This window comes from Bifidobacterium gallicum DSM 20093 = LMG 11596 (genome assembly GCF_000741205.1).
GTDB classification, from domain to species: Bacteria; Actinomycetota; Actinomycetes; order Actinomycetales; family Bifidobacteriaceae; genus Bifidobacterium; species Bifidobacterium gallicum.
Genome location: NZ_JGYW01000001.1, coordinates 180,140 through 195,165 on the forward strand (window position 1 = coordinate 180,140; position 15,026 = coordinate 195,165).

Here is a 15,026-nt window from a genome sequence, read left to right on the forward strand (position 1 = left end):
TTATGCACATTGCGGTAAGCAGGCGTGGGGTGATGGCGAAAACCGTTGAAATGACAGCGATTATTAATCATAGAACACCGCATTCGGCAAGCGTTGTGCATAACGGTACCCACCAGTTATCCACAGTTGTCCACAGGCAAATGTGGATAACTGATAAAGTCCATACAAACGATGAAACTTGACACCATCTATCTATGAGGAGGGACGGCTTCGTGACCGAACAAGGGAATGACCCTGAGACCTTGGGCATGGAAAATGCCACCGAAACCATTCGGCGTATTTTTGCCGATGGCGGTTCCTCGGTCGGAGCGGAAATTGCCGATGAATCCACCCGTCTTGAGCAGCTCGGCCATGCCACATACACGCATCCACGCCAAACGCGGCGCATCGCTGTGGCGAACCAGAAGGGCGGCGTCGGCAAGACGACGACCACGGTGAACGTGGCTGCGGCATTGGCGCAGGGCGGTCTCAATGTGCTCGTCATTGACATGGATCCGCAAGGCAACGCTTCCACGGCGTTGGGTGTCAAGCACACGTCGGGTGTGGCGTCTGTTTACGACGTGATTGAAGGCCGTAGCAGCATCGCTGAAGTCATGCAAACCTGCCCGGACTTTGAGAACTTGCAGGTCGTGCCCGCGTCGATTGATCTTTCGGGTGCCGACATTGAGTTGGCCGATATGCCGAACCGCAACAATCTGATGCGCAACAAGCTTGATGAGTTTTTGGCGCAATCCGAAACGCACTACGACTATGTGATGATCGATTGCCCGCCAAGCCTTGGTTTGCTCGTGATCAACGCGATGTGCGCAGCCAATGAGATGCTGATTCCGATTCAAGCCGAATACTATGCGCTTGAGGGTTTGGGACAGCTGATCAACACGATCAGCCTTGTGCAGAAGCATTACAATCCGACGTTGCTTGTGTCCACGATGCTCGTGACGATGTTTGACAAGCGCACGTTGCTGAGCCATGAAGTCTATGAGGAAGTCAAATCGCACTTCCCGATGATTGTGCTCAACACCGTCATTCCACGTACTGTCAAAATCTCGGAAGCGCCAAGCTTCAACCAATCCGTGGTCACTTACGATGCGAAAGGCATGGGCGCCATCGCATATTGTGAGGCCGCGCTGGAAATCAACGAACGGTCGGAAGTGGTACTTAACACATTGCGTGCCAGGAAGAGCGAGGACTGAACAGATGGCAGGAAAATCAAGGCTTGGACGTGGTTTAGGCGCATTGTTCCCGTCATTGCCTGAAGAAAACGAACTTGAGCAGACCGTAGCCGTACCTGCTGAGCCGGCACAACCGGCGACACCTCAAGCGCAATCGAAGCCTGAGCGCACTGGTTCAGCCAAGAAGGCTGCCACGAAGAAGGCCTCGGCGAGCACGGTGGCGACCGGTGAGGATGCGGCGGCCACGTCGCAACCGCGGAAATCAACGGAATCGGACGGAGTTGTCTCGCCGTTGAGCTCGACGATCCCGTCGATGGGTGAGATGACGCGCAATGCGGAAACCGTGTCGCGACTGTCCAAACCGATGACGCTGACGGTCGAAGCGGCCGAACATAAACTCGATGTGAAACCTGTTTCCCATGAAACATCGCGTGAAACAGAACAGGGCACCAAAGTCAAGCCAGCGCGTCGCGGGCGTGCCGTGATGCCTTCCGTCTCGGCGAGCACGCAGCATCCGAGCGACATGTTCTTTGACGGCTCGCCGATTAACCCCAAGCTCACGCAAGCGGCGCGCGAGGCCGCAGCCGACGCGCGGGAACGCAATGCCGACGCAGCCATGCAACTCAAGCCTGTTGAGGGCGGGTACCTGGTGGAACTCAACGTTTCGGACATTGGACCGAACTTGCATCAGCCACGGATCACATTCAACGATGGCGAGCTTGAGGAACTGGCCAAGTCAATCAAGGAAGTCGGCGTGCTGCAGCCGATCGTCGTGCGCAAACGTCCCGCAGAACAGATTGAGCAGGCCCGTGAGCGTCTCGCACAGGCAGAAACGGATCAAAAGGCAGGTGACCGCTTTGCGGACCGTCTGGACAGCGAATATGAGCTCGTCATGGGTGAGCGCCGCTGGCGTGCCACGCAGCTGGCGGGATTGACGACGATTCCGGCCATTGTCAAGACGACGGCCGACGACTACATGCTGCGCGACGCATTGCTCGAAAACCTGCATCGCGTGGCGCTGAACCCGCTCGAAGAGGCCGCCGCATACCAGCAGATGATCGACGAGTTCGGCCTGACCCAGCTTGAACTGTCCAAATCAGTGTCCAAATCGCGACCGCAGATTGCCAATACGCTACGCCTGATGAACTTGCCTGGCGCCGTGCAGAAGCATGTGGTGGCGGGCGAACTGTCGGCCGGCCATGCGCGTGCGCTGCTCGGACTGCCCAACGACGATGAGATGGTCAAACTGGCCGAACGCATCATCAAAGAGGGCCTGTCGGTGCGCAGCGTCGAGGAAATCGTCTCGATGGCTGCGAAAACGGCCGACGGTGAAGGCGTGCGCAAGCACAAGACGAACCGCAACAACCTGTGGGCCGGCACACCAATCCAGCAGAACCTCGAACAGCGTTTCGCCACGAAGGTCTCAATCAAGGGCTCCCAAAAGCATGGACGCATTGAAATCGTGTTCTCAAGCCCCGAAGAAATGGAGCGCATCGTCGACCTGCTGATGACCACGCAGGCCGAGTAGTCGCCCAGCGCCTGGCTTCCAGCTGGGAATCTTTACCAGCTTGATAGAGAAAAGGCCACAAATCTACCTGGATTTGTGGCCTTTTCTTATGTTCGCCGGGCTGGTGCAACCACGTCACGGATGAGGGGAGAAGACGAAGACGCGGGTTGGTGGGGCAGTGGCGCGCTTGTGGACCTGGTTGGGGTCGCAGGCCCAGCTAAGCTCACTGGCCCAACGGTGCATCTTCGAGGTAGGACTGCACGTCGAGGGCGGCGCGGCAACCCATGCCTGCGGCCGAAATGGCCTGCATGTAGACGGGGTCGGCACAGTCGCCGGCGGCGAATACGCCTTGCACACTCGTGCGCGTGGAAGCGCCATCCGTAAGGATATAGCCGCGCTCGTCAACGCGCAGCTGGCCGCCCAGGAATCCCGTCTGCGGAATGTGGCCGACGGCCACAAACACGCCGTTGGCCGGCAGCGTTGTGCATTCGTTGGTCTTCACATTGCGCACCGTAACGGACTCCACACCCGTACCGTTCTCGTTGCCATTGACCGATTCGACCACCGAGTCGAGCACCATGTCGATTTTCGGGTTCTCAATCGCGCGGTCAACCATGATCTTTGACGCGCGGAACTCGCTGCGGCGATGCACGAGCGTGACTGACGAACCAAAGCGAGACAAGAAATGGGCTTCCTCGAACGCGCTATCGCCGCCGCCAACCACCACAATCGGCTTGTTGCGGAAGAAGAAGCCATCGCATGTGGCGCAGTAGGAGACGCCACGTCCGCCGTATTCCTCTTCGCCCGGCACGTCAAGATGGCGATAGCTCGCTCCTGTGGCCACAATCAGCGCCCGCGCGCGGAATTCGTCGCCACCGCTGACACGCACGACTTTCTCGGTGCCGTCGAGCGCCACGTCAATCACGTCATCGAATACGATTTCGGCGCCAAAACGCTCAGCCTGCCGCTGCATGTTTTCCATCAGGTCAGGACCAAGAATGCCGTCGGGGAAGCCAGGGAAGTTTTCGACTTCGCTCGTGTTGATCAGCTGTCCGCCAGGCGTCAACGCACCGGCGATAACGAGCGGTTTGAGTCCTGCACGGCTCAGATAGATGGCCGCCGTGTAGCCTGCGGGGCCTGAGCCCACAATAATCACATGTCGTGTTTCTGCCATGGTCCCACTTTAGGTGGCCCACAGCCCCCCGTGCATGCTGTTCACCGCGCGCTCAGCGAGCCACACAGCGGACCGCAATTGAACCGTACAGACTACAAGCAATCAACAGCGAATCGAGTCAAATCGCCACCAGACGCAGCACGCCATACAACACACAACACAAGCCGGGACGGCCACGTGCCGTCCCGGCTTGTCTCAAAAACTGCGACCTCGCCTTATGCAGCGCAGCATCGCCGCCTTTAGAACACCTGCATCGATTCGATGTACAGCTGCCCACCCGGCAACGAGTCAATCGGCACCCACAGCAGCACGTCTTGCGTGTCTACGGCCTTGTTGAGCTTGACCTCGGTGGTGCCGCCATCGGCGAAGGTGAAGTCCGCCGCTTGCTGGCCTTGTGTGGGGTTGCCCGGCGAGTTCACAATAATCTGGCCATGACCGCCCGACGATTTGATCGTGATGACGACTTTAGAGACCTTGTGCGGTGCATCCAGGCGCAAATAGTAACCAAAGCCCTGCTGGCCGTCGGGACGGTCAAGGAACTGCTGCGAAGCCACTGGATACGCCGTGGTGTTCTCCGGTTCCTGCGTGGTTTGCGATGGTGTGGGCGTCGGTGAACTTGCTCGCTGATCATTGTTTTGCGGCACTTCGGCACCCGAACGGTCACCGAATGGCACATCGTCCGAGTTCCAGGTCGGCCACGGGTTGTTGCCTTCTTCTGTGCGGAACGGCACCCGTCCTGTCGTCAACGCGTGCACGCCGAACCCGATCGCCAGTCCCAGCGCGAGCACGGCCGCCACAATCGCAATGACGCGCCCGCCCACTGGTGACTTGGCTTTCTTCCGTTTGGCAGCATTCTCTTGCGGTTTTTCCTGCTTCTTCGGCGTCATGCGTGACTTCGGCGCAAAACTTGGCGGCAACGCCACCGGCGCAGGCGTCAACTCCGAGGGTGCCGTAGCGTTCGGCGTCCCAGCAGGCGGTTGACCGGATACCTGTGCGCCCGCGCTCGTACGCGCGGCATCGGTACGGATCGGATCCATATGCGTGGTATTGCCGAGGGCCGCATCCGACACTCCAGACGCTGCTCCAGCGCCCGCAATGCCCGCGCCTGCGCCCACAATCCCAGCAGACAAGCGCGTCGCAGTCCCGTTCGTATCAGCCATGTCAGCCATGTCAGCCATGTCAGCCGTATCAGCCGCGCCAACAACTCCAGCTGCGCCCGCAACACCAGCAGCGTCCGCAACACCAACAGCGCCTGTGACTCCAGCATTGCGCATAGCGCTCGCGCTTCCAGCCACGACGGTCTGGTCCACGCTTTCCATCTCGCCCGTGCCGGCCAGCGATTCCAGGCTATGGCGGCCATGGCGCAACGCGCTCACATCCATGGGCGTCGTCATGCGGTTGGGCTGCATCGGCGCATACGTGTCGGTCGCGTCCGTAAACGCGCTGAACATTTCGGTGGCGTCTCGCGGGCTGACTTCATCACCCGATGATTCCTCGCCGTCACCCGTTCCGTTCATCAGCGCCTTGCTCGTGGCCCACAGTGCGCGGAACGAGTTGTCGGCCGCCGCGGCCTGCTCCTGCGCTTTGCGTTGCTCTTCACGGCGCGCTTCAATCTCGGCCGGATCAGGCAGTGGCGTATCACCAAAATCAAGCTGCGGCAACGTCTGTGATGAGGCGATATCGTCGGGCAGCGGCAGGATTTCGGCAGGCATCGCCGGCTTCATCGCCGCCCGCACAATCGAGCACGCGCCATCATGCGATGACACATGCAGATCCTCGCGCGTCAGCGAATGCCACGGCTTGTGCGGTCCCAGCAGCAATTCAAGCTCGGTCAGCGTCAGCAGCGGCACGGTTGGCGTGCCATCTTGCGACAGGTTCAGACCGCGCTTGCAGATCACGGCAAATTCATCCGGGCATCCGGCCGGCAGCTTGCTCAGCGAACGCTGGCCAAGGCTTGCCATGCTCGGCGTGCGCGTCAACATGCCGTAGAGCACATCGGCAAGCTGGTTCACGCTGAGTTGTTCATCAGTGATGCCGGGTTGGGAACCTGAAGTGTCGGCCAACGCCGAGCATACGGGAGCGTCGGCGATCTGCACGCCGTTCCTCGTCACGCGCACGGTGTCGGTAGAAATGGCCGAATGCGTCAGGTGCTGCTTGTGCAGGTATCGCAGCGCGGTGCAAGCTTCGGCAATGACCGTGCGCATGCCTTCATAACTCAGCGGTGTGTCGGGCTTGCTCACGTATTCACTGATGGACAGGCCCGGGTCGAGCTGGGTGACGACGAGCGCGATGCGGCCCACATGCTGCAACTGCAGCACGGGCGTGAACCGCGGGTCACGCGTGCGCGCCAGGAATCCCGCGAGCGCATTCGTGCCCGGCAGCACGGCCGCGTTGTTGACCAGGAACAGCTGGCAATCCTGCGACAGCACGCGATCGCTGGCTTTCCACGCTTGCAGGCCCGGCTCCTCGCGTAACGGCGAGACGAGCGTATAGCGATTCAGAACCGTATCTCCCAGATGGGGTTTCATTGTGTCCTCTGCTTCACCTTGCGGCCGCGTCGGGTGCACGGCCTGGCCCGGGTCAGGTTTTGCGGCTGTTGTTGCGTTGGTGACGTTGAGCCGCCCTTCATTGCCCTCTGCTGAAATCCTACCGGCGAGACTGCCCGTGTCATGCTCTTGGCGAGCGTCGAGTTCATTTTCTGGTGCAGGGTCTTGCGCGGGTTCAATCGGCACGTCACCCACCTGCTGGTCCGCGTCGGGTATTCCATTGATTTCTGTGGCTTGTTCAGTGGCTTTTGCACCTTTGCCAATGCGGCGTAGAAGCATAGCGCGCACGCTCGCGAGTTCGTCGCAGCGTAGCGCCCAGAGCATGACCACATAGATGACGAGCAGCACGATGCCAAACAGGCAGCAGGCGATGATTGCTTGGAACCAGCTCATGGATCCGTTGCCGCCGTCAAGGTGGATGCCGAGCAGATGGTAGATCGGGTTGGTCAGGCTCAATCCCACCACAATGGCCGCGCACATCGCCACGAACGATTTGCCATAGGTCAATGCGATGCGTTTGCCGTCCAGGTTGCCGTTGAAGCGTTTGCGCAGCATGATTACGAGCGGAATGAATGAGAGTATGTATCCGATGCTGCCAGACAAGCCGAGCACGGTGACCCAATGCGTTGGCGGCAGCAGCGCCTGTCCGATGTACATGGCGGTCAGTTGCAACGTGAGCATGAGCGCCATGAACAGGAATGGTGAGCGTCCGTCTTCGAACGCGTAGAACGTGCGCTGGATGATCAGATACGCTGAGGCGAAGGGCAGTGCGAGCGCCAACGCCATGAGCGGTCCCGTGATCAGTATGGCTTGGGGCACGGGCACCGAGGGCAGCAGCGCGCGGATCATGGGCAGTGGCATCACAATGAACGCGGCGGTGAAGAAGAACATGAGCAATCCCACGTTGCGTAGCGAGTTGCTGAGCTCTTCACGCGCGGCTGCGATGTTGTGTTCGGCCACGGCGTTGGAAATCAGTGGGAACACGGCGGTGGCCACTGATACGGCGATCAGCGAGTAGGGCAGCATGTAGATCGTGTAGGCGTTTTGGTAGGTCGCGTTGCCTGCCACGTCGAGCTGGCTCAAATGCATGGTTTCCTGTGCCACGTGTGGCGCCGAGGTTGTCATGCGTGTGCTGAGCACGTTGGCGATCTGGTCGATGACCACAATCAGCAGGCTCCATGCGGCCACGGGGCCCATTGAACGCAATCCGATGCCGTGGATGTCCCAATGCCAGCGGTAGCGGATGCCGATGCGCACGAGCGGTATGAACAGCACGAGGGCCTGGAATGCCACGCCCAATGTCCATGCGCCGGCCGTCAAGGCGACTTTGTCTGGTGTCCAGAAGGCCAGTGATTCCTCGTTCGTATGCCCGAACATCGCGATGAACGCGATGAATCCCAAACAGGAGATGACATTGGCTCCCACGGAACTCCACGCGTAGGTCACGAAATGGTTTTTTGCGGCCAGGATTTGGCCGATCACCGTGTAGAGGCCATAGAAGAAGATTTGCGGCATGCACCAGAGTGTGAACGCGTTCGTCAACGCAATCATGCCTTCGGAACCGTTGACGTAGAGCCGCGACAGCAGTGGTGTGGCCAGCATCATCAGCAGTGTGACGCCGGCAAGCAGCACCACGGCGAAGGTGATTAACGCGTTGAGACGGCGTTCGGCGTCCTTGTGTTTGAGCGTGCGCACAATCTGCGGCACGAGTACGGCGTTGAAAATGCCGCCTGATACGAGCGTGTAAATGACTTGCGGGATCATGGAACCCGCTTGGTAGGCGTTTGCCGCGATGCCTGTGGTGCCCACAGCGGCCGCAAGCAAAATGGTGCGCAGCTGACCCGTGATACGGGAAGCAGCCGTGCCCGAGGCCATGATTAGTGAATTACGACCCAGACTCGATGCTTCTGCGCTCATTGGTCCCCATCTTTCTTCCTGTGAAATTGACGCCAAAGCCCTACGACGCCGAGCAGCACGGCGACCGCTACGAATGCGATGCCGCTTTTGTCGCTCAACCGCAGTGCGCTCGTGATTGTGGTGGTGTGTGCGGCACCGAACGGCAGGCCGTCCATGCCGAGCAACTGCACTTTGGCAATTGCTGTGCCCGTTGTGCTGGCGCGCACGGTGAACGTGACTTGCGCTTCCGATTTGGGCAGCACGTTGACTTCAGCGAACCGTGAGGTGACGAGTTCCATCGAATCCGTGATTGAACTGATGCGCACATGCACGGCATAGGGCAGTGCGTTCGACACAGTCACGGGCAGGCTGGCTGTTTCACTGACCACCATGAGGCTGTCGGAACTTGAAATCGATACGGCTGCATACAACGCGTCGGCGAGTTGCTGGCCGGCTTGCGTAAGCGTGGTGCGCTGCTTGGCCGCAGGTGACATCGCGAGTAGTGCGAGCCCATCATGCGCGTTGAGCAATGAACGGCCCCAGGCTTGCACGCCCGTAGTTTCGTTCGTGGATGATCCGGCGGTGGAATCGGTTGTGGGGCTTGGTGAGGAATCATCATGATCATCGGAGGAAGCACCCGCGGACGGTGACGAACCTGATTGCATGATCGTGTCGAGGAAATGCTGGATGCGTTTGCGGCTGTAGCCGAGCTGGGAGAGCGCTGTCGTGACGGTCGCACAATCCAGCCCCGGATCTTGCGGCGCGAGCGCGGCGGCCTCGTCAGCTGAAGCCGTGGGCTCGACGGCAGCCAGCGAGGTCAAATCGGTCAGATTTAGCCACGACGCGTGGGCCAACGCGGCCATCAGCGCGCCGGCTTCGTCGGCCGTGGTCGACGCGTCCATGGCCGCCAACAAATGACGATGCAAATACGGTTGTTCCATCTGATAGAACGCGCTCTGCGCGGCGAAACGGGCCACGCGACCGGCCGTGGTGCGCTCAGCGGAAGCTTGGGGCGACGTGGCGTGGCCGGATGCCAAACGCGAGAGCACGCTCTGCGCGGCGAGCACCTTGACGGAACCGGCGTCCGTGGGAACGTCATAAATGGACGTGTGCACGGTGGACGAGTCTTCCATATCAAAATCGTGCGTCGCGATGACCATGCCATAGCCTTGCTGGCGCGCCGTGTTGAGCGCCGCCAGCGTCCAATTGGCGTTCCCTTGCCAAGCCACGACAGGGCGTTGGGCCTGCTCATCGCCCATGACCTGGCGATACGCGCGCGTGGCTGTGTCGGCATGCCAAGCCGACATGGCGATGCCGGCCTGCTTGTAGAGCGAGGAGTCATTGACGGCCGCAAAGGCCGTGATATCGAAATTGGCGGGCTGCATGAGCGCCGACGCATGCGGCGTGCGCAATAACGAGAACACTTGCGGGTCACTGACGAGCTGCAGCTGCGGATACTTCGCGGACAACTGGTTTTTGGCGCGGATCTGCTGGGCGGCCTCGTCGGTGAGTGTGGCCAGCGAAGTGGACGGGGCGGAAGCGGACGGCGTGCTGGAGTTTGCCATGCTGCCCGTGCTGTCGATGCCGTTGGGGCCTGAGTTGGTGTTGTTGGCGTTATTGGTGGCGGTGGCGTTGGTGGCACGTGCAGGCGTTGCAATCAACGATTTGAGCGCAGTGGAGTCGAGTGTCCACGCGTTGGTCGTCACGGGCATCGCGACCGTCAAGTCAAGCTTGGGTGTGTTGGCGCTGACCACGCCGTCTTGCGAGCGCGTGAGGAACGTGGTAGCGCGTACGGCACCGTTGTTGGGCACGCCTGCAAGCGCGAGCAGTGCCGCGTTTTGCTCGTCAAGCTCGTCCGCGTTCGGTTCATACTCGACGGCTGCGGGACGTGGTCCCCATGTCGTCATGGCTTGCAGCGCGTCGCTGTCGGACGGCACGGTGATTGATACGGTGCGGCGCTCGTGGGCCGGCACAGTGGCGACGTTGGTGGCGCCGAGTTCGTCGGGAGTCGGGATTGGCGCTGTGCCTTGGGCCCATTCCTGGATGTCGGTGCGTGAGACGAACGCGTGCATGGTGTTCGTCATGAGCCGCAAAGTGCCGGCAGGCAACGTGGCGTCGGTGTCGTTCGTGATTGTGGCTTGCAGATGCACGCCTGATGATGGCGTGATGATGGCGCTCATCGCGTCAATGCTGACCGAAACGGCGGACGTGTTGGCGTTTGCGCCATCCTCGGGTTGTGTGATGCCGTTGGTGTTGCTGTCTGCGTTGGTAGTGTCGCTGTTGGCTGTTTGCGTGCCTTGCGCTGCGGCTGATGAAGGCAGGACCCAAGCGAGCATTGTCGCCACCATCATGGCCAGCACGGCGGCCAAGGCACGCATCAACGGGGCGGCCATGTGGCCAGCATGCGCTTGCGTGCCGCCTGTGCCGCTTGCCTCGGCCAGGCCGGTCGCATGGGCTGTGTTGGCCGGCTTCATTGGCTTGATTGGCTTGGCTGAAGGTCGGTCCACGGTTGTTATGCCTGTCTGTTGAGTTTCCTTGCGTACAGCCACGCTATCTTACGCTCATTGGGGTAACTCAACACATCATCGAGATCCGCGAAGTCCACCCAAATGGCGTCTTCGGCTTCATGGTCGGGATCGCCGTCCACCGTGAGCTCCCCGCCAATCTGCCGCAGTGCAAAATGGTGCACCAATTTGTGCACGCGCTGGCTCGTACCTGTGAACCAATAGTCTATCGTGGCGATCGAATCGACGACTTCGCCAAGGATGCCTGTTTCCTCATGCACTTCACGCACAGCCGTCTGCTGTGGTGTTTCCCCTTTTTCAATATGGCCTTTGGGCAGACACCATTCAAGATGCCCGCTACGCGAATGGCGCGCAATGATCGCGACGCGTCCATGCTCGTCGAACACGAGGCCGCCTGCTGAATATTCACGCACCACCGGCAGATCCTGGGCGTCAAGCGAGGCGAACTTGGCCGGCCGGTCGCCCATGCGTCTGGGCGGCATCATGGCTGGTGTGGGATTATGCTGGGCTTCTTCGGCGCGCAAGCGTGCGGCAAGGTCGGAAGGTAACGGAATTGTGGCCTTCACCTCGGTTTCACCGGCTTGCGAGGTGTAGAGCAGCTTGTCTGGCTCGTCCGGATTTTGGGCATGGCTGGTCGCCGCATGTGCATGCATGCGAGCGACATCAGCCGGCGTTACCATGCTTCCCACCATACTCAAGGTCCTGTGCAGGTGGGGTGACGGTATGCTTGAAGGGCAGAAAGAACGAGCCGGAAAGGGTTGGCGTGGACTTCGAAGTATGGCCTGAAGCCATTGAATTGGGACGACTGTTCGCTCAGGAGGGTTACGAGCTCGCATTGGTCGGGGGGCCTGTGCGTGACCTATTGCTCGGCCGTCCCTCACATGATCTGGATTTTTGCACATCGGCCACACCGGAGCAGTTTGAGCCGATTTTGCGTCGATATGGCAAAGACGGTTTTTGGGATATGGGACGCAAGTTCGGCACACTCGGCGCATTGCGGCGTCGTGACGATGGCACCGAAGTGCAAATGGAAGTGACCACATACCGTTCCGACGTGTATGATCCCGATTCACGCAAGCCCGAAGTCAATTATGGCGATTCGCTTGAAGGGGACCTGTCGCGCCGTGATTTCACAGTCAATGCGATGGCGTTGCGCGTGCCCGACCTGGAATTCGTCGATCCGTTCGGCGGCGCATCTGACTTGCATAAGCAAGTGCTGCGCACGCCTGTCGATCCGCGCCAATCGTTTGACGACGATCCGTTGCGCATGATGCGCGCCGTGCGGTTTGTGGCCCAACTCGGATTCCACATCGCTCCCGAAACGGCCGAAGCGATGACCGACATGGTCGACCGCATTGACATTGTGTCCGCTGAACGCGTGCGCGACGAACTGACGAAGCTGCTGCTGTCGGAGCGTCCACGCCTAGGGCTTGAAGCGTTTGTGGAATCAGGACTCGCGAACATCGTGTTCCCCGAAATCCCGGCATTGCAACTGGAAATTGACGAACACCACCGTCACAAGGACGTGTTCGAACACACGATGATCGTGGTCGACCGTGCCGTGGCGTTGGAAACAGGCCCGGACGGCCCCGTGCCAGGCCCTGACCTGACGTTGCGTTTGGCGGCCCTTGTGCACGACATTGGCAAACCGAAAACACGTCGGTTTGAGCCGGGTGGCAAGGTCAGCTTCCACCACCATGATGCCGTCGGCGCCAAACTCACACGCAAACGCTTGCGCGCATTGCGCTTCGACCATCATCTGGTCGATGACGTCAGCGAACTCGTGGATTTGCATTTGCGCTTCCACGGTTATGTGGACGAACCGTGGACCGACTCGGCTGTGCGCCGCTATGTCAAGGACGCCGGCCACCTCTACCACAGGCTCAACCGGCTGACGCGCGCTGATGCGACCACGCAAAACCGCCGCAAGGCCGCGATGTTCGCGCATGCGATGGATGAGATGGAAGCGCGTGTGACTCGGCTCAAAGAGCAAGAAGACATCGACGCGATCCGCCCGGACCTCAACGGCGACGAAATCATGGCCGAACTGGGATTGCAACCCGGCAAGATGGTGGGCCTGGCGCGCAAGCACATGCTTGAGTACCGGCTTGACAACGGCCCCGTGGACCATGAGACGGCGCTGGCCGAATTGCATCGTTGGTATGACGAGCTCAATGGTGGTGCTAGCGACGGCCAGACTGATGGTGCCAGCGGCGATGGTGGCGATAACGGAAATAGCAATACCAATAATTGACGGCGCAACCCGGTAAGCGGTAACGCGGGAGTCGGTGGCGTAACGCCGGTCTCATAACAGTGCCGCCCACCTCGAAACTTCCGAGGTGGGCGGCACTTGAGTATCCGTTGTCAGCAGCGCTCAGGCCGCGTCATGCTCAGGTGCCTTCGGCACGTTCTTGAGCTGGTCAACGGCCAGACAGCCTTCAATGTTCGGGATCTCCTTGCCGGTCTTGGGCACGTCGGCCTCGTCACGCAAGTCTTTGAACGTGTCGCCGAGCACCACGTCAATGAGCTTGTCTTGACGGTCGTCCATCACGAGCTGCGCGTCAGTGAAATTGCTGGCCAACGTGTAAGCCTCGGGAATCGCGTTACGGCCGAACTTGATTTGCGTGCGTTCCTGGCTGCCGCCCGAGTAATTGCCGATGTTCTTGACAACGAACTCGCGGTTCTCCAACGCCTGGCCCACGGCCTGCGCAAACCCCGTGAACTGCGTGCCGTTGAGCACTTCCACCGACACGGCCTTGTTCTCCATGTATTTGGGTTTGCTGCCATCGGCGGCCGGCGAGACGCAGGGTACCTGCTGGCCGTAATTGGGCAGCGTGGCGCTCGTTTTGGACACGCCCAGACCGCCCACATGGAACACGAACAGGCAAGAGATGAACAGCGCCACGGCCAGCACGGCGCCGATGACCGTGAACACCACGGTCTGGCGGTGGCGCATGTAAGTCTGGCGAGCCATGGGTTCTTCGCTGTTTTGAGCCATTGCCCTTCCTTTGCTCTATTTGCTCTATTTGCTCTAGTGACGTTGCTGCACGTTGCACGTTGCTGATGTGGCGCGTTGCCCTGCGAACGGTAGTGCGCGGGGTGCGGGTTGCATCAGCGCAGTAGCCGGAGGGCACATATGTCATATGCCACTGTAACGGCTATAGCTGACCCACGCCAGAGTTGTTCGGTTTTGCCGGTGCGGTTGCGGTCAGGTCAGTCACCGCCCAGCTCACTTAGTGTCAACTCACTCACCGTCACTTCACTCACCGTCATCTCAATTATCTACCGGCACATCGCGATGAATGATCGGATATGCGGGCGCTGTGGCCATGATGATGCGGTCAGCCAGATTGCCCGTACGCCACGCGTCGCACACAGCTTGGCGCACAGCCGCGTTCGGCACAAACGCGACGACCGACGGCCCCGATCCCGAGACGAACGCTTGCGTGGCTCCAGCCGCCAGCGCGGCCTCAATGGCCTGACCCGAACGCGGATGCAGTGACACAGCCGCGCGCTGCAGATCGTTGAACCCGTCGCCGCCCAGCACATCAAACGACGTGTACACCTCGGGCGTCGGCAATTCCGCGCGGTATGCGGCCACGACCACTTCGCCCGCGAATCCTTGCTCGCGCAGCTCCCGCACAAGGTCGCTATTGGCATCCAGCGGCTCAATATGTTCACCGAACCCTGTACCGCGCGCGTAACCGCCTGCCAGACAGAACGGCATATCCGCGCCAAGTTGCGCGGCCACGGGCTGCAGTTCGTCAATCGACCAGTTGAGCCCCCACAGCTCGTTGAGCGCGAGCAGTGTCGCAGCCGCGTCGACTGAACCGCCGCCCATGCCTGCGCCCACCGGAATGCGCTTGTCAATGCGAATTGACACGTCCGGTTCGCGCCCGGCCGCCTCGGCCAGCGCGAACAACGCGAGCACGGCATGGTTGCGCCGCAAATCCGCCGAAGACGACGCCAAATCGCCCAGATGGCGCCCAGTAATGTCGAGTGAAAACCCGATGCCCGGTTGTTTGGCCGCCACCGTTACCGTGTCATAAATGCCGAGCGCACAGTACACCGTGTCGAGCTCGTGCCGGCCGCCCCACTCCTCACGCCGCGCCCCCACATGCAACGTCAGATTCGTTTTCGCCGGTCCGTCCACGCGTACGGCCAATCCCCGCGTGCGGTCGCGCAGGTTCATGTCAACGTTCATAA

The 15,026-nt window shown here is 60.4% G+C and carries 8 protein-coding genes and 1 pseudogene; 3 read left to right on the forward strand and 6 right to left on the reverse strand.

Annotated elements, in window-relative coordinates; genetic code table 11:
- Positions 1-248 precede the first annotated feature (248 nt).
- On the forward strand, positions 249-1,193 hold the full coding sequence (locus tag BGLCM_RS00710; protein ID WP_044084419.1) for a ParA family protein: 945 nt from the start codon (positions 249-251) through the stop codon (positions 1,191-1,193).
- 4 nt (positions 1,194-1,197) lie between these two features.
- A complete protein-coding gene (locus BGLCM_RS00715; RefSeq protein WP_006295654.1) occupies positions 1,198-2,700 on the forward strand; it encodes a ParB/RepB/Spo0J family partition protein in 1,503 nt (500 codons plus the stop codon).
- 202 nt (positions 2,701-2,902) lie between these two features.
- Here BGLCM_RS00715 and trxB read toward each other — a convergent pair whose 3' ends face one another.
- The 4 genes from trxB to BGLCM_RS00735 form a co-directional block, all read right to left on the reverse strand.
- A complete protein-coding gene (trxB, locus tag BGLCM_RS00720) occupies positions 2,903-3,853 on the reverse strand; it encodes a thioredoxin-disulfide reductase (protein WP_006295655.1) in 951 nt (316 codons plus the stop codon).
- A gap of 239 nt (positions 3,854-4,092) precedes the next feature.
- On the reverse strand, positions 4,093-8,316 hold the full coding sequence (locus BGLCM_RS08595) for a murein biosynthesis integral membrane protein MurJ (RefSeq protein WP_052295134.1): 4,224 nt from the start codon (positions 8,314-8,316) through the stop codon (positions 4,093-4,095).
- Positions 8,313-10,844, reverse strand: a complete 2,532-nt coding sequence (locus tag BGLCM_RS00730; RefSeq protein ID WP_148401420.1) for a DUF6049 family protein — start codon at positions 10,842-10,844, stop codon at positions 8,313-8,315. Before BGLCM_RS00730 ends, BGLCM_RS08595 begins: the two co-directional genes overlap by 4 nt.
- Entirely contained in the window at positions 10,808-11,512 is a 705-nt protein-coding gene (locus BGLCM_RS00735) for an NUDIX hydrolase (protein WP_006295658.1), read from the reverse strand. Before BGLCM_RS00735 ends, BGLCM_RS00730 begins: the two co-directional genes overlap by 37 nt.
- A gap of 71 nt (positions 11,513-11,583) precedes the next feature.
- Here BGLCM_RS00735 and BGLCM_RS00740 point away from each other — a divergent pair.
- Positions 11,584-12,993, forward strand: a pseudogene (locus BGLCM_RS00740) (CCA tRNA nucleotidyltransferase); the annotation flags it as partial.
- A 201-nt stretch (positions 12,994-13,194) separates the two neighbouring features.
- Here BGLCM_RS00740 and BGLCM_RS00745 read toward each other — a convergent pair.
- On the reverse strand, positions 13,195-13,818 hold the full coding sequence (locus BGLCM_RS00745; RefSeq protein WP_006295660.1) for a LytR C-terminal domain-containing protein: 624 nt from the start codon (positions 13,816-13,818) through the stop codon (positions 13,195-13,197).
- 276 nt (positions 13,819-14,094) lie between these two features.
- Complete coding sequence (locus BGLCM_RS00750; protein ID WP_238548602.1) at positions 14,095-15,024, reverse strand: 4-(cytidine 5'-diphospho)-2-C-methyl-D-erythritol kinase; 930 nt, start codon at positions 15,022-15,024, stop codon at positions 14,095-14,097.
- Positions 15,025-15,026 lie beyond the last annotated feature (2 nt).

What these genes read in the sequence shown, in the direction of transcription:
- BGLCM_RS00710 (WP_044084419.1), top strand. Translation starts at nt 249, where the DNA reads ATGGAAAATGCCACCGAAACCATTCGGCGTATTTTTGCCGATGGCGGT.
- BGLCM_RS00750 (WP_238548602.1), bottom strand. Translation starts at nt 15,024, where the DNA reads ATGAACGTTGACATGAACCTGCGCGACCGCACGCGGGGATTGGCCGTA.
- BGLCM_RS00735 (WP_006295658.1), bottom strand. Translation starts at nt 11,512, where the DNA reads ATGGTGGGAAGCATGGTAACGCCGGCTGATGTCGCTCGCATGCATGCA.
- BGLCM_RS00715 (WP_006295654.1), top strand. Translation starts at nt 1,198, where the DNA reads ATGGCAGGAAAATCAAGGCTTGGACGTGGTTTAGGCGCATTGTTCCCG.
- BGLCM_RS00745 (WP_006295660.1), bottom strand. Translation starts at nt 13,818, where the DNA reads ATGGCTCAAAACAGCGAAGAACCCATGGCTCGCCAGACTTACATGCGC.
- BGLCM_RS08595 (WP_052295134.1), bottom strand. Translation starts at nt 8,316, where the DNA reads ATGAGCGCAGAAGCATCGAGTCTGGGTCGTAATTCACTAATCATGGCC.
- trxB (WP_006295655.1), bottom strand. Translation starts at nt 3,853, where the DNA reads ATGGCAGAAACACGACATGTGATTATTGTGGGCTCAGGCCCCGCAGGC.